The organism is Pseudomonas shirazensis, assembly GCF_014268785.2.
Classification (GTDB): domain Bacteria; phylum Pseudomonadota; class Gammaproteobacteria; order Pseudomonadales; family Pseudomonadaceae; genus Aquipseudomonas; species Aquipseudomonas shirazensis.
This window is the reverse complement of record NZ_JABWRD020000003.1, coordinates 390,873-410,592: the sequence shown is the minus strand read 5'-3', so window position 1 is coordinate 410,592 and position 19,720 is coordinate 390,873. Positions and strand designations below refer to the sequence as shown.

Here is a 19,720-nt window from a genome sequence, read left to right as displayed (position 1 = left end):
GTCGGATCTCCTTAGAGCACTTCAGGGGCGAGCGAGACGATCTTCATGAACTTCTCGTTGCGAAGTTCACGGGTCACTGGCCCGAAGATGCGAGTGCCGATCGGCTCTTGCTTGTTGTTCAGCAGAACAGCAGCGTTACCGTCGAAACGAATGATGGAACCGTCAGCGCGACGTACACCATGACGGGTACGTACGACTACGGCGGTCATCACCTGGCCTTTTTTGACCTTACCGCGCGGAATTGCTTCCTTGACGGTTACTTTGATGATGTCACCGATGCCGGCGTAACGACGGTGGGAACCGCCGAGCACCTTGATGCACATGACGCGACGAGCGCCGCTGTTATCGGCCACATCGAGCATGGATTGAGTCTGAATCATAAAATTTCTCCGACCCCTAGCCCTTAGACTTCAACAGCGCGTTCGAGGACTTCAACCAGTGCCCAAGACTTGGTCTTGGCCAGCGGACGAGTTTCGCTAATGGAAACTTTGTCGCCGATTTTGCACTGATTGGTTTCGTCGTGCGCGTGCAGCTTAGTCGAACGCTTAACGTATTTACCGTAGATCGGGTGCTTTACGCGACGCTCGATCAGAACGGTGATGGTCTTGTCCATTTTGTCGCTGACGACACGGCCAGTCAGCGTACGGACGGTTTTTTCAGCTTCAGCCATGATCACTTACCTGCCTGCTGGTTGAGCACAGTTTTCACGCGAGCGATGTCACGCTTAACTTGCGAGAGCAGGTGCGACTGCCCCAACTGGCCAGTTGCTTTCTGCATACGCAGATTGAACTGGTCGCGCAGCAGGCCGAGCAGTTGCTCGTTCAGCTGCTGTGCCGATTTTTCACGAAGTTCATTCGCTTTCATCACATCACCGTCCGCTTAACAAAGGAGGTGGCGAGTGGCAGCTTTGCAGCAGCCAAGGCGAATGCTTCGCGCGCCAGCTCTTCAGAAACACCCTCGATCTCATACAGGACTTTGCCTGGCTGGATCTGGGCAACCCAGTATTCCACGGAACCCTTACCTTTACCCATCCGCACTTCAAGAGGCTTCTTGGTAACCGGCTTGTCCGGGAACACACGGATCCAGATCTTGCCGCCACGCTTAACGTGACGAGTCAAAGCACGACGTGCAGACTCGATCTGGCGAGCGGTGAGGCGACCGCGGGCGACAGCTTTCAAGGCGAATTCGCCGAAGCTGACCTTGCTACCGCGCAGTGCCAGACCACGGTTGTGGCCGGTCATCTGCTTGCGGAATTTTGTACGCTTAGGTTGCAACATTTGGCGTACCCCTTACTTAGCAGCTTTTTTACGAGGCGCTGGTGCTTGTGGTTTCAGCTCTTCTTGGCGACCACCAATTACTTCGCCTTTGAAGATCCAAACCTTCACACCGATCACACCATAAGTGGTGTGAGCTTCGTAGGTGTTGTAGTCGATATCAGCACGCAGGGTGTGCAACGGCACACGACCTTCGCGATACCACTCGGTACGAGCAATCTCGGCACCGCCGAGACGACCGCTCACCTGGATCTTGATGCCCTTGGCACCAATACGCATGGCGTTCTGCACGGCGCGCTTCATAGCACGACGGAACATTACGCGGCGCTCCAGCTGCTGAGCTACGCTTTGCGCAACCAGCATGGCGTCGAGTTCCGGCTTGCGGATCTCTTCGATGTTGATGTGCACAGGCACACCCATCTGCTTGGTCAGGTCCTGACGCAGCTTCTCAACATCTTCACCTTTCTTCCCGATAACGATACCTGGACGAGCGGTGTGGATGGTGATGCGTGCAGTTTGGGCCGGACGATGGATATCGATACGGCTTACGGACGCGCTTTTTAATTTGTCTTGGAGGTACTCACGAGTTTTCAGATCCTTCAACAGGTAATCTGCGTAAGTCGCGCCATCTGCATACCAGACGGACGTGTGCTCCTTGACGATTCCCAGGCGAATGCCAGTGGGATGTACTTTCTGACCCATCTGATCGACTCCGTTACTTGTCCGCAACCTTGACAGTGATATGGCAAGACCGCTTGACGATGCGATCAGCGCGGCCTTTGGCACGCGGCATGATGCGCTTCAGCGAACGCCCTTCGTTGACGAAAACGGTGGAGACCTTCAGGTCATCAACGTCTGCGCCTTCGTTGTGTTCGGCGTTGGCAACGGCCGACTCGAGGACTTTCTTCATGATTTCAGCGGCTTTTTTGCTGCTGAAGGCCAACAGGTTGAGCGCTTCGCCCACCTTCTTCCCGCGGATCTGGTCGGCGACCAAGCGGGCTTTCTGGGCGGAGATTCGAGCGCCCGACAACTTAGCGGCTACTTCCATTTCCTACCCCTTAACGCTTGGCTTTCTTGTCAGCCACGTGCCCACGATAAGTGCGGGTACCGGCAAACTCGCCCAGTTTATGACCGACCATGTCTTCGTTCACGAGAACTGGGACATGTTGACGACCGTTATGAACCGCGATGGTCAGACCGACCATTTGTGGCAGGATCATCGAACGACGCGACCAGGTTTTCACCGGTTTGCGATCGTTCTTTTCCGCCGCCACTTCGATCTTCTTCAGTAGGTGAAGATCGATAAAAGGACCTTTTTTCAGAGAACGTGGCACTGTCGTATCCCTCTATTTACTTGCGACGACGGACGATCATTTTGTCGGTACGCTTATTACCACGAGTCTTCGCACCCTTGGTTGGGAAGCCCCATGGCGATACCGGATGACGACCACCGGAGGTACGACCTTCACCACCACCATGCGGGTGGTCAACCGGGTTCATGGCAACACCACGAACGGTTGGGCGAACGCCACGCCAGCGTTTGGCACCAGCTTTACCCAGCGAACGCAGGCTGTGCTCGGAGTTCGAGACTTCGCCCAGGGTCGCACGGCACTCAGCCAGAACTTTACGCATTTCACCAGAGCGCAGACGCAGGGTCACGTAGACACCTTCGCGAGCGATCAGCTGAGCCGAAGCACCAGCGGAACGAGCGATCTGTGCACCTTTACCCGGCTTCAGTTCGATGCCGTGAATGGTGCTACCTACTGGGATGTTGCGCAGCTGCAGGGAGTTACCGGCCTTGATTGGGGCCAGCGAACCTGCGATCAGCTGATCGCCAGCACTCACGCCTTTAGGGGCGATGATGTAGCGACGCTCACCGTCTGCGTAGCACAGCAGGGCGATGTGAGCAGTACGGTTTGGATCGTATTCGATACGCTCGACAGTGGCTGGAATGCCATCTTTGTCATTGCGACGGAAGTCGACCATACGGTAATGCTGCTTATGACCACCACCAATGTGACGCGTGGTAATACGGCCATTGTTGTTACGACCACCAGACTTCGATTTCTTCTCGAGCAGCGGTGCGTGAGGAGCGCCTTTATGCAGCTCCTTGTTGACCACCTTGACCACGAAACGGCGGCCAGGGGAAGTCGGTTTGCATTTAACGATTGCCATGATGCACCCCTTCCTTACTCAGCACTGCTGCTGAAATCGAGATCTTGGCCTGGCTGAAGGGAGACGATCGCCTTCTTCCAGTCATTACGCTTGCCCAGACCACGTGCGGTACGCTTGGTTTTACCCAATACGTTAACAGTCGACACGTTTTCGACTTTTACGCCGAACAGGCCTTCGACAGCTTTCTTGATTTCCAGCTTGGTTGCATCGGTAGCAACCTTGAATACGAACTGGCCTTTCTTCTCAGCCAGAACGGTAGCCTTCTCGGAAACGTGCGGGCCAAGGAGGACTTTAAATACGCGTTCCTGGTTCATCCCAGCAGCTCCTCGAATTTCTTCACGGCCGACACAGTGATCAACACTTTGTCATAGGCGATCAGACTGACCGGATCGGAACCCTGTACGTCACGAACGTCGACGTGCGGCAGGTTGCGAGCAGCCAGGTACAGGTTCTGATCAACGGCGTCCGATACGATCAGGACGTCAGTCAGGCCCATGCCATTCAGCTTGTTCAGCAGATCTTTGGTCTTTGGCGCTTCAACAGCGAAGTCCTGGACAACGACCAGACGGTCGGTACGCACCAGCTCAGCGAGGATGGAACGCATTGCTGCGCGGTACATCTTCTTGTTGAGCTTCTGCGAGTGGTCCTGTGGACGAGCTGCGAAGGTGGTGCCACCGCCGCGCCAGATCGGGCTACGGATGGTACCAGCACGAGCACGACCAGTACCCTTCTGACGCCATGGGCGCTTACCGCCACCGGATACGTCGGAACGGGTCTTCTGCTGCTTGGTGCCCTGACGGCCGCCGGCCATGTAGGCCACGACTGCTTGGTGAACCAGCGTCTCGTTGAATTCGCCACCGAAGGTCAGTTCGGAAACTTCGATCGCCTGAGCGTCATTTACGTTAAGTTGCATGTCAGTTTCCCCTTAACCGCGAGCCTTGACAGCTGGACGTACAACCACGTCGCCGCCAGTAGCGCCAGGAACGGCACCCTTGATCAGCAGCAGGTTGCGTTCAGCGTCGACGCGAACTACTTCCAGGGACTGCACAGTAACGCGCTCGGCGCCCATGTGACCGGACATTTTCTTGCCCTTGAACACACGACCAGGAGTCTGGCACTGGCCGATGGAACCCGGAACACGGTGCGATACGGAGTTACCGTGGGTGTTATCTTGGCCACGGAAATTCCAGCGCTTGATGGTACCGGCGAAGCCTTTACCTTTCGACTGACCGGTGACGTCTACCAGCTGGCCTGCAGTAAAGAGTTCAGCTTTGATCAGATCGCCAGCCTGGAAATCGCCTTCTTCAAGACGGAACTCCCAAACACCGCGACCAGCGGCAACGTTCGCCTTTGCGAAGTGACCTGCTTGAGCAGCAGTCACACGCGAAGCACGACGCTCGCCTACAGTGATTTGCACTGCACGGTAGCCATCAGTTTCTTCGGTTTTGAACTGGGTGACGCGATTCGGCTCGATCTCAACGACCGTGACCGGAATGGAGACACCTTCTTCGGTGAAAATACGGGTCATACCGCATTTACGACCGACTACACCAATAGTCATGTTGTGAACCTCATGAGTGTACGGGGCTTTCACCCGCTATGGCCGCCCATTTCAGAGCGTTACACGGTTAAGACCGAAGTCTTAGCCGAGGCTGATCTGTACTTCCACACCTGCCGCAAGGTCCAGCTTCATCAGCGCATCAACGGTTTTATCCGTTGGCTGGACGATGTCCAGAACGCGCTTATGAGTGCGGATCTCGTACTGGTCACGCGCGTCTTTGTTGACGTGCGGGGAGACCAGAACGGTGAAACGCTCTTTGCGAGTAGGCAGTGGAATCGGACCACGCACTTGTGCACCAGTACGTTTCGCGGTTTCCACGATTTCCTGGGTGGATTGGTCGATCAGGCGATGGTCGAAAGCCTTCAACCTGATACGGATTTGCTGATTTTGCATTGGATTTCAGACTCCAGGCTGTTCCCAACGGACGCACTACGCCCGCTAAAAGGAGGCGTGATTCTATAGACGGCCTCATTTTGTGTCAACCCAATAAAAAAGGCCCCCGCTGAGCGGAGGCCTTTTTCAACCGATCGAGTGATTACTCGATGATTTTGGCTACGACGCCGGCGCCGACGGTACGACCGCCTTCACGGATAGCGAAGCGCAGACCGTCTTCCATTGCGATGGTCTTGATCAGAGTGACTTCCATCTGGATGTTGTCACCTGGCATTACCATCTCAACGCCTTCCGGCAGCTGGCAGTTACCGGTCACGTCAGTAGTACGGAAGTAGAACTGAGGACGGTAGCCTTTGAAGAACGGAGTGTGACGACCGCCTTCTTCTTTCGACAGAACGTAAACTTCTGCAGTGAACTTGGTGTGCGGCTTGACCGAACCTGGCTTGACCAGAACCTGGCCACGCTCAACGTCGTCACGCTTGGTACCACGCAGCAGAACGCCACAGTTCTCGCCAGCACGACCTTCGTCGAGCAGCTTGCGGAACATTTCAACACCGGTGCAGGTGGTGGTGGTGGTGTCACGCAGACCAACGATTTCCAGTGCGTCTTGAACACGGACGATGCCACGCTCGATACGACCGGTAACAACGGTACCACGACCCGAGATCGAGAATACGTCTTCGATTGGCATCAGGAACGGCTTGTCGATAGCGCGCTCTGGCTCTGGGATGTAGCTGTCCAGAGTTTCTACCAGTTTCTTGACGGCAGTGGTGCCCATCTCGTTGTCGTCTTTGCCTTCCAGAGCCATACGAGCCGAACCGATGATGATCGGAGTGTCGTCGCCTGGGAAGTCATAGGTGGACAGCAGGTCGCGAACTTCCATCTCGACCAGTTCCAGCAGCTCAGCGTCGTCTACCAGGTCAGCCTTGTTCAGGAAGACCACGATGTACGGAACGCCAACCTGACGGGACAGCAGGATGTGCTCACGGGTTTGTGGCATCGGACCATCGGCGGCCGAGCAAACCAGGATAGCGCCGTCCATCTGCGCAGCACCGGTGATCATGTTCTTCACATAGTCAGCGTGACCTGGGCAGTCGACGTGAGCGTAGTGACGGATCTTCGAGTTGTACTCGACGTGCGCGGTGTTGATGGTGATACCACGCGCTTTCTCTTCTGGAGCCGAGTCGATCTTGTCGAAGTCAACAACAGCCGAACCGAAAACTTCGGAGCAGACGCGAGTCAGAGCAGCAGTCAGAGTGGTTTTACCGTGGTCGACGTGACCGATGGTGCCAACGTTGACGTGCGGAAGGGAACGATCAAATTTTTCTTTAGCCACGACAGTGAACTCCTAGCCTAAAGGGGCTGAATCAGCCTTGTTTTTTAACGAGAGCTTCGACGATGTTCGACGGAGCTTCGGCGTATTTGGAGAATTCCATGGAGTAGCTCGCGCGACCCTGAGACATGGAACGAACGTCGGTCGCATAACCGAACATTTCCCCGAGCGGCACTTCAGCACGGATAACCCTGCCGGAGACCGAATCATCCATACCCTGGATAAGACCACGACGACGGTTCAGGTCACCCATCACGTCACCCATGTAGTCCTCAGGGGTTACAACCTCAACCTTCATGATCGGCTCGAGAACCTGACCACCGCCCTTTTGGGCCAGCTGTTTGGTTGCCATCGAAGCTGCAACCTTGAACGCCATCTCGTTGGAGTCGACGTCATGGTACGAACCGTCGAATACCGTGGCCTTGAGGCCGATCAGAGGATAACCGGCAACAACGCCGTTCTTCATCTGCTCTTCGATACCCTTCTGGATCGGAGCGATGAATTCCTTAGGAATTACACCACCAACCACTTCGTTGCTGAACACCAGACCTTCGGTGATGTTGCCTTTGTCGTCCACGTCCGGCTCCGAGAAACGGATCCAGCAGTGACCGAACTGACCACGACCACCCGACTGACGAACGAATTTGCCTTCGATTTCGACGTTGGACTTGGTGATACGCTCGCGATACGAAACCTGCGGCTTACCGATGTTGGCTTCGACGTTGAACTCGCGCTTCATGCGGTCAACGAGGATGTCCAGGTGAAGCTCACCCATACCCGAGATGATGGTCTGGCCGGTTTCTTCATCGGTCTTGACGCGGAACGACGGGTCTTCCTGAGCGAGCTTGCCCAGTGCGATACCCATCTTTTCCTGGTCCTGCTTGGTTTTCGGCTCAACAGCAACCGAAATTACAGGCTCCGGGAAGTCCATACGCTCGAGGATGATCGGCTTGTCGGCGTTGCACAGGGTGTCACCAGTGGTGACGTCCTTCATGCCGATCAGAGCAGCGATGTCGCCTGCGCGCACTTCTTTGATCTCTTCACGCTGGTTGGCGTGCATCTGCACCATACGACCAACGCGCTCTTTCTTGCCCTTGACCGAGTTGATCACGGAGTCGCCCGAGGTCAGGAAGCCCGAGTAGACGCGCACGAAAGTCAGAGTACCAACGAACGGGTCGGTGGCAATCTTGAACGCCAGAGCAGAGAACGGTTCTTCATCGGAAGCGTGACGCTCGTCGTAGTCGGCGTCGACCAGCTCTTCTTTCGACTTCTCGATCAGATCAGGGTGAATACCTTTGATCGCCGGGATTTCGGTAGGAGCAGGCAGGAAGTCGATCACGGCGTCGAGAACCAGGGGAACACCCTTGTTCTTGAACGACGAACCGCAGACCGCTGGGACGATTTCGCTGGCCAGGGTGCGCGCGCGCAGACCGGCTTTGATTTCGTCGATGGTCAGCTCTTCGCCTTCCAGGTACTTGTTCATCAGCTCTTCGCTGGACTCGGCAGCCGCTTCAACCATGTTGGAGCGCCACTCTTGAGCCAACTCGAGCATGTCCGCAGGAATTTCTTCCTCGCGCGGCGAAGTACCCTTGTCGTCGTCGTTCCAGTAGACAGCTTTCATCTTGATCAGATCGATCTGACCCTGGAAGTTGTCTTCCGAACCGATTGCCAGCTGGATCGGAACCGGGGTGTGACCCAGGCGGTTCTTGATCTGGCCGATAACGCGCAGGAAGTCAGCGCCTGCACGGTCCATCTTGTTCACGTAGACAACACGTGGAACGCCGTACTTGTTGGCTTGACGCCATACGGTTTCGGACTGTGGCTCAACGCCGGAAGTACCGCAGAACACAACGACCGCGCCGTCGAGTACACGCAGCGAACGCTCAACTTCAATGGTGAAGTCAACGTGGCCAGGGGTATCGATGACGTTTACGCGGTAGTTGTCGTACTGACCGGTAGAACCCTTCCAGAAGGTGGTAACGGCAGCGGAGGTAATGGTAATACCCCGCTCCTGCTCCTGCACCATCCAGTCGGTGGTCGCGGCGCCGTCATGCACCTCGCCCATCTTGTGGCTCAGGCCTGTGTAGAACAGGATCCGCTCGGTAGTGGTAGTTTTGCCCGCATCGACGTGCGCGCAAATACCAATGTTGCGGTAGCGGTTAATTGCTGTAGTACGAGCCATAAAGCCCTCGCAAAATGATTGATGCTTGAATTAGAAGCGGTAGTGCGAGAATGCTTTGTTGGCTTCAGCCATACGGTGCACGTCTTCACGCTTCTTGACTGCAGCACCTTTGCCTTCAGCAGCATCCAGCAGCTCGCCAGCCAAGCGCAGAGCCATGGACTTCTCGCCGCGCTTGCGGGCGTAGTCTACGAGCCAGCGCATTGCCAGAGCGTTACGACGGGATGGACGAACTTCGACCGGAACCTGGTAAGTGGCACCGCCGACACGGCGGGACTTTACTTCGACCAGCGGAGCGATGGCGTCGAGAGCTTTCTCGAAGATTTCCAGGGGATCGCTGTTCTTGCGTTCTTTGACCTTGTCCAGCGCACCGTAAACGATACGCTCGGCAACGGCCTTCTTGCCGCTTTCCATCACGTGGTTCATGAACTTCGCGAGGATTTGCGATCCGTATTTTGGATCGTCCAGAATCTCACGTTTTGCTGCTACACGACGTCTTGGCATGATAAGCCCTCAAACGGTCTTCAGGTTAGCCCGGGACCTGGGTCTACGACCCCCGCCCGACCTTACTCTTATCGACTGAAAAAATTGATTATGTGCAAACGGCCGATTACTTCGGACGCTTGGTACCGTACTTCGAACGACCTTGGTTACGACCTTTGACGCCGGAGGTATCCAGGGAGCCGCGAACGGTGTGGTAACGAACACCTGGCAAGTCTTTTACACGGCCGCCACGGATCAAGACGACGCTGTGCTCTTGCAGGTTGTGGCCTTCACCGCCGATGTACGAGGAAACCTCGAAACCGTTGGTCAGACGCACACGGCATACTTTACGCAGTGCCGAGTTAGGTTTTTTCGGCGTGGTGGTGTACACACGGGTGCACACGCCACGACGTTGCGGGCAGTTCTGCAGCGCAGGTACGTCGGATTTCTCGACGGTACGCTTACGCGGCTGACGTACCAGCTGGTTGATAGTTGCCATCTACTAGCTCCACTGATTGTCTTGCGACGCTATTGTCTTGCAAGAAAGCCTAAAATTGACGAGACGGAGCCTCACCAAATTTAAGGGTACAAAAGTCTAAAGAGGTTCTTGCACCCAGTCAAGACAAGGCCCCGGCCCTCCCCGCCCGGTGATCGGTAACATTGCATGTCACCAAGCACCGCGGAGAGGGGCCGGGGCCCCGCTCTGTTACTTAATTACCGCTGGAATTCAACGCTTCGGTCAGTGCGGCTTCCACCTCACTGGCACTTACGCGCAGCGGTTTGTCGGCATCACGGCGACGCTTGCGCTCGCTGTGGTAAGCCAGACCGGTACCGGCCGGGATCAGACGGCCGACGACCACGTTCTCTTTCAGGCCGCGCAGGTAATCGCGCTTGCCGGTTACCGCCGCTTCGGTCAGTACACGGGTGGTTTCCTGGAAGGAAGCCGCCGAGATGAACGATTCGGTGGACAGCGAGGCCTTGGTGATACCCAGCAGCACACGGGTGAACTTGGAGATGAACTTGTCATCGGCTGCGAGACGCTCGTTCTCGACCAGCACGTGAGTCAGTTCCATCTGGTCGCCCTTGATGAAGCTGGAATCGCCCGACTCGGCAATCTCGACCTTACGCAGCATCTGACGCAGGATGGTCTCGATGTGCTTGTCGTTGATCTTAACGCCTTGCAGACGGTAAACGTCCTGGATCTCGTTGACGATGTACTTCGCCAGCGCGCTGACACCCAGCAGACGCAGGATATCATGCGGATCGCTTGGACCGTCGGAGATAACTTCGCCGCGGTTAACCTGTTCGCCTTCGAAGACGTTCAGGTGGCGCCACTTCGGAATCAGCTCTTCGTATGGATCGCTACCGTCGGTCGGAGTGATGACCAGACGACGCTTGCCTTTGGTCTCTTTACCGAACGCGATGGTACCGCTGACTTCCGCCAGGATCGACGCTTCTTTCGGACGACGTGCTTCGAACAAGTCGGCAACACGTGGCAGACCACCGGTGATGTCACGGGTCTTCGACGTTTCTTGCGGGATCCGCGCGATAACGTCACCAACACCGATCTGGGCACCGTCAGCTACACCTACCAAGGCGTTGGCCGGCAGGAAGTACTGAGCAGGTACGTCGGTACCTGGCAGCATCAAATCCTTGCCATTGGCGTCGACCATCTTGATGGCCGGACGGATTTCCTTGCCAGCGGCAGGGCGATCCTTGGCGTCCAGGACTTCAATGTTGGTCAAACCAGTCAACTCGTCAGTCTGACGCTTGATGGTGATGTTTTCTTCCATGCCCACGAAGGTCACGGTACCTTTCAGCTCGGTAACGATCGGGTGGGTGTGCGGGTCCCACTTGGCGACGATTGCGCCTGCGTCGACCTTGTCACCTTCCTTGACCGAAATCACGGCGCCGTAAGGCAGCTTGTAGCGCTCACGCTCACGACCGAATTCGTCGGCAATGGCCAGCTCGCCGGAACGCGATACAGCAACCAGGTTGCCGTCAGCACGCTCTACCTGCTTGAGGTTATGCAGACGAACCATACCGCCGTTCTTCACTTGGACGCTGTCGGCAGCCGAGGTCCGGCTGGCAGCACCACCGATGTGGAACGTACGCATGGTCAGCTGGGTACCCGGCTCACCGATGGACTGGGCAGCGATTACGCCGACCGCTTCACCGATGTTCACCTGGTGACCGCGAGCCAGGTCACGACCGTAGCACTTGGCGCAGATACCGAAGCGAGTTTCACAGCTGATCGGCGAACGCACGATAACTTCGTCGATGCTGTTGAGCTCGATGAACTCGACCCACTTCTCGTCGACCAGGGTACCGGCCGGAACGATGACATCGTCGGTGCCAGGCTTGAACACGTCACGGGCGATTACTCGACCCAGTACGCGCTCACCCAATGGCTCAACCACGTCACCGCCTTCGATGTGCGGAGTCATCAGCAGGCCGTGATCAGTGCCGCAATCGATCTCGGTAACCACCAGATCTTGCGCCACGTCGACCAGACGACGAGTCAGGTAACCCGAGTTCGCAGTCTTCAAGGCGGTATCCGCAAGACCCTTACGAGCACCGTGCGTCGAGATAAAGTACTGCAGAACGCTCAGACCTTCACGGAAGTTCGCGGTGATCGGCGTCTCGATGATCGAGCCGTCCGGCTTGGCCATCAGACCACGCATACCGGCCAACTGACGAATCTGAGCTGCCGAACCCCGAGCACCGGAGTCAGCCATCATGTACATCGAGTTGAAGGACTCTTGGTCGACTTCGTCGCCATTGCGGTCGATGACTTTCTCTTTCGAGAGGTTGGCCATCATCGCCTTGGAGACTTCGTCGTTCGCCTTGGACCACAAGTCGATGACCTTGTTGTACTTCTCGCCCTGGGTTACCAGGCCGGAGGCGTACTGGCTCTCGATTTCCTTCACTTCTTCGGTGGCAGCACCGATGATGCGGGCTTTTTCGTCCGGGATAACGAAGTCGTTAACACCGATCGAAACGCCGGAAATGGTCGAGTAGGCAAAGCCGGTGTACATCAGCTGGTCAGCGAAGATAACGGTCTCTTTCAGACCAACCACGCGATAGCACTGGTTGATCAGCTTGGAGATCGCCTTTTTCTTCATTGGCTGGTTGACCACGTCGTACGACAGACCTGGTGGCACAACCTGGAACAGCAGTGCACGGCCGACAGTGGTGTCGACGATACGGGTGTTCTTGACGCTGCCGCCATCACGGTCGTTCACGGTTTCGTTGATACGAACCTTGATCTTGGCGTGCAGTGCAGCTTCGCCGGCGCGGAATACCCGGTCGACTTCCTGCAGGTCAGCGAAGACGCGACCTTCGCCTTTGGCATTGATGGCTTCCCGGGTCATGTAGTACAGACCCAGTACGACGTCCTGCGACGGAACGATGATTGGCTCACCGTTGGCTGGCGACAGAATGTTGTTGGTGGACATCATCAGCGCGCGCGCTTCGAGCTGGGCTTCCAGCGTCAGCGGCACGTGCACGGCCATCTGGTCACCGTCGAAGTCGGCGTTGTACGCAGCACAGACCAGCGGGTGCAGCTGGATAGCCTTACCTTCGATCAGTACCGGTTCAAACGCCTGGATGCCGAGACGGTGAAGGGTCGGTGCACGGTTGAGCAGTACGGGGTGTTCGCGGATCACCTCGGCGAGCACGTCCCAGACCTCTGGCAGCTCGCGCTCGACCATCTTCTTGGCAGCCTTGATGGTGGTCGCCAGACCACGCATTTCCAGCTTGCCGAAAATGAACGGCTTGAACAGCTCGAGAGCCATCTTCTTCGGCAGACCGCACTGGTGCAGACGCAGGGTCGGGCCTACGGTAATTACCGAACGGCCAGAGTAGTCCACGCGCTTGCCGAGCAAGTTCTGACGGAAGCGACCTTGCTTACCTTTGATCATGTCAGCCAGCGACTTCAGCGGACGCTTGTTCGAGCCAGTGATGGCGCGACCGCGACGGCCGTTGTCGAGCAGGGCGTCGACCGCTTCCTGCAGCATGCGCTTTTCGTTGCGCACGATGATGTCCGGAGCCGACAGGTCAAGCAGACGCTTGAGACGGTTGTTCCGGTTGATCACGCGGCGGTACAGGTCGTTCAGGTCGGAGGTCGCGAAGCGGCCACCATCCAGTGGTACCAGCGGACGCAGGTCCGGCGGCAGTACTGGCAGAACGGTCAGGACCATCCACTCAGGCAGGTTGCCCGACCCTTGGAAAGCTTCCATCAGCTTCAGGCGCTTGGACAGCTTCTTGATCTTGGTTTCCGAGTTGGTTTGCGGAATTTCTTCGCGCAGGCGGCCAATCTCGTGCTCCAGGTCGATAGCGTGCAGCAGCTCGCGAACAGCCTCGGCACCCATGCGGGCGTCGAAGTCATCACCGAACTCTTCCAGCGCTTCGAAGTACTGCTCGTCGTTGAGCAGCTGACCCTTCTCCAGGGTGGTCATGCCCGGGTCGATAACGACGTAGCTCTCGAAGTAGAGAACGCGCTCGATATCACGCAGGGTCATGTCCATCAGCAGGCCGATACGGGACGGCAGCGACTTCAGGAACCAGATGTGGGCGACCGGCGAGGCCAGTTCGATGTGCGCCATGCGCTCACGACGAACCTTGGCCAGGGCGACTTCAACGCCGCACTTCTCGCAGATCACACCACGGTGTTTCAGGCGCTTGTACTTACCGCACAGGCACTCGTAGTCCTTGACTGGGCCAAAGATCTTGGCGCAGAACAGGCCGTCACGCTCAGGTTTGAACGTACGGTAGTTGATGGTTTCCGGTTTTTTAACTTCACCGAACGACCACGAACGGATCATCTCAGGCGACGCGAGGCCGATGCGAATGGCATCGAACTCTTCGACTTGACCCTGGTTTTTCAGCAAATTCAGTAGGTCTTTCAAGGCCTTTCCTCCTGGCGGAGCAAGGAGCGGGCTGTTACAGCCCCGCTCCCATTCGCGTCACGTGTTATTCGGTTTCCAGATCGATATCGATACCGAGCGAACGGATCTCTTTGATCAACACGTTGAAGGACTCGGGCATGCCCGGCTCCATACGGTGATCGCCATCCACGATGTTTTTGTACATCTTGGTACGGCCGTTCACGTCGTCCGACTTTACTGTGAGCATTTCTTGGAGAGTGTACGCCGCGCCGTATGCTTCCAGCGCCCAGACTTCCATCTCCCCGAAACGCTGACCACCGAACTGCGCCTTACCACCCAGCGGCTGCTGGGTAACCAGGCTGTACGAACCAGTGGAACGCGCGTGCATCTTGTCGTCCACCAAGTGGTTCAGCTTGAGCATGTACATGTAACCAACGGTCACCGGACGCTCGAACTTGTTGCCGGTACGGCCGTCGAACAGCACCATCTGGCCGCTTTCTGGCATGTCAGCCAGTTTCAGCATGGCCTTGATTTCGCTTTCCTTGGCACCGTCGAAGACCGGAGTAGCCATAGGCACACCTTTCTTCAGGTTGTGCGCCAGAGCAAGGATCTCAGCGTCGGTGAAGTCTTCCAGGCTTTCCTGACGACCGCCGATCTCGTTGTAGATCTCGGTGAGGAAGCTGCGCAGCTCAGTGGCTTTGCGCTGCTCTTCGATCATCCGGTCGATCTTCTCGCCCAGACCTTTGGCCGCGAGGCCGAGGTGGGTTTCGAGGATCTGCCCGACGTTCATACGCGATGGTACGCCCAGCGGGTTCAGTACGACGTCTACCGGAGTACCGTTGGCGTCGTGCGGCATGTCTTCGACCGGCATGATCACCGAGACCACACCTTTGTTACCGTGACGGCCGGCCATCTTGTCGCCCGGCTGAATGCGGCGGCGGATAGCCAGGTAGACCTTGACGATCTTCAGTACGCCCGGTGCCAGGTCATCGCCCTGCTGCAGCTTGCGTTTCTTGTCTTCGAACTTGTCGTCGAGCAGACGGCGACGATCGACGATGTAGGCCTGGGCCTTCTCGAGCTGATCGTTCAGCGCGTCTTCGGCCATGCGCAGTTTGAACCACTGGCCGTGCTCCAGACCGTCGAGGACTTCATCGCTGACCACGGTGCCTTTTTTCAGGCCCGCGCCACCGTCGACAACCTGGCCGTTCAGCGCCGAACGCAGACGCTCGAAGGTTGCGCCTTCAACGATGCGGAACTCTTCGTTCAGATCCTTGCGGATCTCGTCCAGCTGGGTCTTCTCGATGGACAGGGCGCGGCTGTCGCGCTCAACGCCGTCACGAGTGAAGACCTGCACGTCGATGACAGTACCTTTGGTGCCGGTTGGCACGCGCAGGGAGGTGTCTTTAACGTCGCTGGCTTTTTCACCGAAGATTGCACGCAGCAGTTTTTCTTCCGGAGTCAGTTGGGTCTCGCCTTTCGGAGTGACCTTGCCGACCAGGATGTCGCCAGCGCCGACTTCAGCACCCACGTAAACGATACCGGCTTCGTCCAGTTTGTTCAGTGCAGCTTCACCCACGTTCGGGATGTCTGCAGTGATTTCCTCAGGCCCAAGCTTGGTGTCACGCGCCACACAGGTCAGTTCCTGAATGTGGATAGTGGTGAAGCGATCTTCCTGAACCACGCGCTCCGACAGACAGATGGAGTCTTCGAAGTTGAAGCCGTTCCACGCCATGAACGCGATGCGCATGTTCTGACCCAGAGCCAGCTCACCCATATCGGTGGACGGACCGTCAGCCATGATGTCATGACGCTTGACCACATCACCCTTGCTGACCAGCGGACGCTGGTTGATGCAGGTGTTCTGGTTCGAGCGGGTGTACTTGGTCAGGTTGTAGATGTCGACACCGGCTTCACCGGTTTCAACTTCGTCATCTGCAACGCGAACCACGATACGGCTGGCATCGACCGAGTCGATAACGCCGCCACGGCGAGCCACGACGCAGACGCCGGAGTCACGGGCAACGTTGCGCTCCATGCCGGTACCTACCAGCGGCTTGTCGGCGCGCAGGGTTGGTACAGCCTGACGCTGCATGTTCGAACCCATCAACGCACGGTTGGCGTCGTCGTGCTCGAGGAACGGAATCAGCGACGCTGCAACCGAAACTACCTGCTTCGGCGAAACGTCCATCAGGGTGACGTCTTCCGGCGCCTTGACGGTGAATTCGTTCAGGTGACGTACTGCTACCAGTTCGTCGATCAGACGCTTGTCTTCGCTCATGGTGGCCGAAGCCTGGGCGATGACGTGATCAGCTTCTTCGATCGCCGACAGGAACACGATGTCGTCGGAAACCACACCCTCTTTCACCACGCGGTACGGGCTCTCGAGGAAGCCGTACTGGTTGGTGCGGGCATACGCCGCCAGGGAGTTGATCAGACCGATGTTCGGACCTTCAGGGGTCTCGATCGGGCACACACGGCCGTAGTGGGTCGGGTGTACGTCACGGACTTCAAAGCCAGCGCGCTCACGGGTCAGACCGCCAGGGCCGAGTGCAGAGACACGACGCTTGTGGGTAATTTCCGAGAGCGGGTTGTTCTGGTCCATGAACTGCGAGAGCTGGCTGGAACCGAAGAACTCTTTCACCGCCGCCGCAACCGGCTTGGCGTTGATCAGGTCTTGCGGCATCAGGCCTTCGCTTTCTGCCATGGACAGACGCTCTTTGACCGCACGCTCAACGCGCACCAGGCCAACCCGGAACTGGTTCTCGGCCATCTCGCCAACACAACGCACACGGCGGTTGCCGAGGTGGTCGATGTCGTCGACGATGCCTTTACCGTTACGGATGTCGACCAGAGTCTTCAGTACGTCAACGATGTCTTCCTTGCTCAACACGCCCGAACCTTCGATCTCGGAGCGACCGATACGACGGTTGAACTTCATACGGCCAACAGCGGACAGATCGTACCGCTCGGCGCTGAAGAACAGGTTATTGAACAGGGTCTCGGCGGCATCCTTGGTTGGCGGCTCGCCTGGACGCATCATCCGGTAGATCTCGACCAGCGCTTCCAGTTGGTTGCTGGTGGTGTCGATCTTCAGGGTGTCCGAAATGAACGGACCGCAGTCGATGTCGTTGGTGTACAGCGTCTCGAGGCGAACAACCTGAGCCTTGGCGATCTTGATCAGCAGCTCGGTGGTCAGCTCGGTGTTGCACTCAGCCAGGATCTCGCCGGTAGCCGGATGCACGATTGCCTTGGCAGTGGTGCGACCCAGTACGTACTCCATCGGCACGTCCAGCTGCTTGACGCCAGCCTTCTCGAGCTGATTGATGTGGCGTGCAGTGATACGACGGCCTTGCTCGACGATGACTTTGCCATTTTCGTCATGGATGTCCATGACCGCAACTTCACCGCGCAGGCGCTGAGGTACCAGCTCCAGGCTCAGGCTTTCACCGGTAACGTGGAACACGTTGGTGCTGTAGAAGGCGTTCAGAACCTCTTCGGTGCTGTAGCCCAGCGCGCGCAGCAGTACCGAGGCCGGCAGTTTGCGGCGACGGTCGATACGCACGAACACGCAGTCTTTCGGGTCGAACTCGAAGTCCAACCAGGAGCCGCGGTAAGGAATGATACGAGCCGAGTACAGCAGTTTGCCCGAGCTGTGCGTCTTGCCACGGTCGTGGTCGAAGAACACACCCGGCGAACGGTGCAGCTGGGAAACGATCACACGCTCGGTACCGTTGATAACGAAGGTACCGTTCTCAGTCATCAGGGGAATTTCACCCATGTAGACTTCTTGCTCTTTGATGTCCTTGATCGCTTTGTTCGACGACTCTTTGTCGAAGATGATCAGACGGACCTTGACCCGCAGCGGTACGGCGAAGGTCACGCCGCGCAGGACGCATTCCTTGACGTCGAAAGCCGGTTCGCCCAGACGATAGCCAACGTACTCCAGGGCAGCGTTGCCGGAGTAGCTGATGATCGGGAAGACCGACTTGAAGGCAGCATGCAGACCGACGTCGCGGAACTGATCCTTGGATGCTCCCGCTTGCAGGAATTCGCGATACGAATCCAGCTGGATGGCCAGGAGGTAAGGCACATCCATCACGTCCGGCAACTTGCTAAAGTCCTTGCGGATACGTTTTTTCTCAGTGTATGAGTAAGCCATCAGCGTTCCCCAGCTTGGTCACCTGCTTGTTTGGCGTCTCCCGGCGGGAGCAACCAGAAAATCGTGCAAACCCCATGGTTTGCTCCACCCTCTAGGTGGCTACAGCACGTTATCGGGGCCGACCTGGTCGGCCGCCAATAACGGAAAAAGGCCGGTGGCAAAAGCCACCAGCCGTCAGCCTTAGCTCAACGCTCCGGCTGGAGTCGCAAAGTCGAAATTACTTCAGTTCGACTTTAGCGCCTGCTTCTTCCAGCTTCTTCTTAGCGTCTTCAGCGGCTTCTTTCGAAACGCCTTCAGCTACAACCTGAGGAGCGCCATCGACTTTCTCTTTGGCTTCTTTCAGGCCGAGACCGGTCAGTTCACGAACTGCCTTGATCACGTTTACTTTCTTCTCGCCAGCTTCCAGCAGAACGACGTTGAATTCGGTCTGCTCTTCAACAACGGCGGCAGCAGCAGCTGGGCCAGCAGCGGCAACAGCGGCGGTCACGCCGAAGGTTTCTTCCATTGCTTTGATCAGTTCAACAACTTCCAGAACGGTTTTCTGGCCGATTGCTTCGATGATTTGTTCGTTAGTCAGGGACATTGACTTAAATCCTGTATTGGGGTGAAGGCCTACGCAGCCATCAAATTAAACGTATGATTTTGAAAGCGCTTCGTTGCCTTAGGCAGCGGTAGCTTCTTTCTGGTCGCGAATGGCTGCCAGGGTACGAGCCAGCTTGCTGGTAGCGCCTTGGATAACGCTCATCAGCCTTGCGATGGCTTCGTCGCGGGTCGGCAGGGTAGCCAACACGTCGATTTCGTTCGCTGCAATGAACTTGCCGTCAAACGCAGCTGCCTTGATCTCGAACTTGTCCTGACCCTTGGCGAACTCTTTGAACAGACGAGCAGCAGCGCCCGGGTGTTCGTTGGAGAAAGCGATCAGGGTCGGGCCTGTGAAGGCGTCGTTGAGGACACTGAAGTCAGTATCAGCAACAGCGCGCTTGAGCAGGGTGTTACGTACAACACGTACGTATACGCCAGCTTCACGAGCCTCTTTACGGAGTCCGGTCATTGCGCCTACAGTCACACCACGGGCATCAGCCACGACAGCGGACAGAGCGACTTTGGCAGCCTCGTTGACTTCAGCGACGATGGCCTTCTTGTCTTCGAGTTTAATTGCCACGGGTAAAACTCCTGCTTGTTACCGTTTCATCTGGCCGAAGCCGGATGTCGTTTTGGTGTCTGATTCGGTAAGGAACCGGGAGCACCATCTGCGTAGGCTGGGTGTTTAAGGC

At 57.0% G+C, this 19,720-nt stretch carries 20 protein-coding genes; all 20 read right to left on the bottom strand.

The window, feature by feature from the left end; all coding sequences use genetic code 11:
• Positions 1-11: 11 nt before the first annotated feature.
• Positions 12-380, bottom strand: a complete 369-nt coding sequence (gene rplN / locus HU736_RS17820; protein WP_011063774.1) for a 50S ribosomal protein L14 — start codon at positions 378-380, stop codon at positions 12-14.
• 23 nt (positions 381-403) lie between these two features.
• Complete coding sequence (rpsQ, locus tag HU736_RS17815) at positions 404-670, bottom strand: 30S ribosomal protein S17 (RefSeq protein WP_101322342.1); 267 nt, start codon at positions 668-670, stop codon at positions 404-406.
• Between the two features lie 2 nt (positions 671-672).
• The gene (gene rpmC / locus HU736_RS17810; protein ID WP_002555481.1) at positions 673-864 is read right to left on the bottom strand and encodes a 50S ribosomal protein L29; all 192 of its coding nucleotides are present in this window, start codon (positions 862-864) and stop codon (positions 673-675) included.
• Complete coding sequence (rplP, locus tag HU736_RS17805; protein ID WP_009397508.1) at positions 864-1,277, bottom strand: 50S ribosomal protein L16; 414 nt, start codon at positions 1,275-1,277, stop codon at positions 864-866. The genes rpmC and rplP overlap by 1 nt, the downstream gene beginning before the upstream one ends.
• Positions 1,278-1,289: 12 nt before the next feature.
• Positions 1,290-1,976 (bottom strand): 30S ribosomal protein S3, encoded by a 687-nt coding sequence (gene rpsC, locus HU736_RS17800; protein WP_003255481.1) that lies wholly within the window; start codon positions 1,974-1,976, stop codon positions 1,290-1,292.
• A 13-nt stretch (positions 1,977-1,989) separates the two neighbouring features.
• Positions 1,990-2,322: a 50S ribosomal protein L22 gene (rplV, locus tag HU736_RS17795; protein ID WP_003103908.1), complete on the bottom strand. Its 333-nt coding sequence runs from the start codon at positions 2,320-2,322 to the stop codon at positions 1,990-1,992.
• Between the two features lie 10 nt (positions 2,323-2,332).
• A complete protein-coding gene (gene rpsS / locus HU736_RS17790; RefSeq protein WP_002555486.1) occupies positions 2,333-2,608 on the bottom strand; it encodes a 30S ribosomal protein S19 in 276 nt (91 codons plus the stop codon).
• Between the two features lie 16 nt (positions 2,609-2,624).
• Positions 2,625-3,449 carry a 50S ribosomal protein L2 gene (rplB, locus tag HU736_RS17785; protein WP_103435163.1) on the bottom strand — a complete coding sequence of 275 codons (825 nt, stop codon included), beginning with the start codon at positions 3,447-3,449 and terminating at the stop codon, positions 2,625-2,627.
• 14 nt (positions 3,450-3,463) lie between these two features.
• Positions 3,464-3,763 carry a 50S ribosomal protein L23 gene (rplW, locus tag HU736_RS17780; RefSeq protein WP_010220306.1) on the bottom strand — a complete coding sequence of 100 codons (300 nt, stop codon included), beginning with the start codon at positions 3,761-3,763 and terminating at the stop codon, positions 3,464-3,466.
• Positions 3,760-4,362, bottom strand: a complete 603-nt coding sequence (rplD, locus tag HU736_RS17775; RefSeq protein WP_101322344.1) for a 50S ribosomal protein L4 — start codon at positions 4,360-4,362, stop codon at positions 3,760-3,762. The genes rplW and rplD overlap by 4 nt, the downstream gene beginning before the upstream one ends.
• Before the next feature lie 12 nt (positions 4,363-4,374).
• Positions 4,375-5,010, bottom strand: a complete 636-nt coding sequence (rplC, locus tag HU736_RS17770; RefSeq protein ID WP_101322345.1) for a 50S ribosomal protein L3 — start codon at positions 5,008-5,010, stop codon at positions 4,375-4,377.
• 81 nt (positions 5,011-5,091) lie between these two features.
• Positions 5,092-5,403 carry a 30S ribosomal protein S10 gene (gene rpsJ / locus HU736_RS17765; RefSeq protein WP_003186070.1) on the bottom strand — a complete coding sequence of 104 codons (312 nt, stop codon included), beginning with the start codon at positions 5,401-5,403 and terminating at the stop codon, positions 5,092-5,094.
• Positions 5,404-5,545: 142 nt separating this feature from the next.
• On the bottom strand, positions 5,546-6,739 hold the full coding sequence (gene tuf, locus HU736_RS17760; protein ID WP_101322346.1) for an elongation factor Tu: 1,194 nt from the start codon (positions 6,737-6,739) through the stop codon (positions 5,546-5,548).
• Positions 6,740-6,770: 31 nt separating this feature from the next.
• Positions 6,771-8,918, bottom strand: a complete 2,148-nt coding sequence (gene fusA / locus HU736_RS17755) for an elongation factor G (protein WP_103435164.1) — start codon at positions 8,916-8,918, stop codon at positions 6,771-6,773.
• Between the two features lie 30 nt (positions 8,919-8,948).
• Positions 8,949-9,419, bottom strand: a complete 471-nt coding sequence (gene rpsG / locus HU736_RS17750; protein WP_008089143.1) for a 30S ribosomal protein S7 — start codon at positions 9,417-9,419, stop codon at positions 8,949-8,951.
• 106 nt (positions 9,420-9,525) lie between these two features.
• Complete coding sequence (rpsL, locus tag HU736_RS17745; RefSeq protein ID WP_003257088.1) at positions 9,526-9,897, bottom strand: 30S ribosomal protein S12; 372 nt, start codon at positions 9,895-9,897, stop codon at positions 9,526-9,528.
• Positions 9,898-10,108: 211 nt separating this feature from the next.
• Positions 10,109-14,308: a DNA-directed RNA polymerase subunit beta' gene (gene rpoC, locus HU736_RS17740; RefSeq protein WP_181089832.1), complete on the bottom strand. Its 4,200-nt coding sequence runs from the start codon at positions 14,306-14,308 to the stop codon at positions 10,109-10,111.
• 64 nt (positions 14,309-14,372) lie between these two features.
• On the bottom strand, positions 14,373-18,446 hold the full coding sequence (gene rpoB / locus HU736_RS17735; protein WP_103435166.1) for a DNA-directed RNA polymerase subunit beta: 4,074 nt from the start codon (positions 18,444-18,446) through the stop codon (positions 14,373-14,375).
• Between the two features lie 217 nt (positions 18,447-18,663).
• A complete protein-coding gene (rplL, locus tag HU736_RS17730) occupies positions 18,664-19,029 on the bottom strand; it encodes a 50S ribosomal protein L7/L12 (RefSeq protein ID WP_033703494.1) in 366 nt (121 codons plus the stop codon).
• Positions 19,030-19,107: 78 nt separating this feature from the next.
• On the bottom strand, positions 19,108-19,608 hold the full coding sequence (rplJ, locus tag HU736_RS17725) for a 50S ribosomal protein L10 (protein ID WP_103435167.1): 501 nt from the start codon (positions 19,606-19,608) through the stop codon (positions 19,108-19,110).
• Positions 19,609-19,720 lie beyond the last annotated feature (112 nt).

What these genes read in the sequence shown, in the direction of transcription:
- rplD (WP_101322344.1), bottom strand. Translation starts at nt 4,362, where the DNA reads ATGCAACTTAACGTAAATGACGCTCAGGCGATCGAAGTTTCCGAACTG.
- rplV (WP_003103908.1), bottom strand. Translation starts at nt 2,322, where the DNA reads ATGGAAGTAGCCGCTAAGTTGTCGGGCGCTCGAATCTCCGCCCAGAAA.
- rplB (WP_103435163.1), bottom strand. Translation starts at nt 3,449, where the DNA reads ATGGCAATCGTTAAATGCAAACCGACTTCCCCTGGCCGCCGTTTCGTG.
- rpsG (WP_008089143.1), bottom strand. Translation starts at nt 9,419, where the DNA reads ATGCCAAGACGTCGTGTAGCAGCAAAACGTGAGATTCTGGACGATCCA.
- rplP (WP_009397508.1), bottom strand. Translation starts at nt 1,277, where the DNA reads ATGTTGCAACCTAAGCGTACAAAATTCCGCAAGCAGATGACCGGCCAC.
- rplL (WP_033703494.1), bottom strand. Translation starts at nt 19,029, where the DNA reads ATGTCCCTGACTAACGAACAAATCATCGAAGCAATCGGCCAGAAAACC.
- rpoB (WP_103435166.1), bottom strand. Translation starts at nt 18,446, where the DNA reads ATGGCTTACTCATACACTGAGAAAAAACGTATCCGCAAGGACTTTAGC.
- rpmC (WP_002555481.1), bottom strand. Translation starts at nt 864, where the DNA reads ATGAAAGCGAATGAACTTCGTGAAAAATCGGCACAGCAGCTGAACGAG.
- rpsQ (WP_101322342.1), bottom strand. Translation starts at nt 670, where the DNA reads ATGGCTGAAGCTGAAAAAACCGTCCGTACGCTGACTGGCCGTGTCGTC.
- rpsJ (WP_003186070.1), bottom strand. Translation starts at nt 5,403, where the DNA reads ATGCAAAATCAGCAAATCCGTATCAGGTTGAAGGCTTTCGACCATCGC.
- fusA (WP_103435164.1), bottom strand. Translation starts at nt 8,918, where the DNA reads ATGGCTCGTACTACAGCAATTAACCGCTACCGCAACATTGGTATTTGC.
- rplC (WP_101322345.1), bottom strand. Translation starts at nt 5,010, where the DNA reads ATGACTATTGGTGTAGTCGGTCGTAAATGCGGTATGACCCGTATTTTC.
- rpsC (WP_003255481.1), bottom strand. Translation starts at nt 1,976, where the DNA reads ATGGGTCAGAAAGTACATCCCACTGGCATTCGCCTGGGAATCGTCAAG.
- rpsL (WP_003257088.1), bottom strand. Translation starts at nt 9,897, where the DNA reads ATGGCAACTATCAACCAGCTGGTACGTCAGCCGCGTAAGCGTACCGTC.
- rplW (WP_010220306.1), bottom strand. Translation starts at nt 3,763, where the DNA reads ATGAACCAGGAACGCGTATTTAAAGTCCTCCTTGGCCCGCACGTTTCC.
- rplN (WP_011063774.1), bottom strand. Translation starts at nt 380, where the DNA reads ATGATTCAGACTCAATCCATGCTCGATGTGGCCGATAACAGCGGCGCT.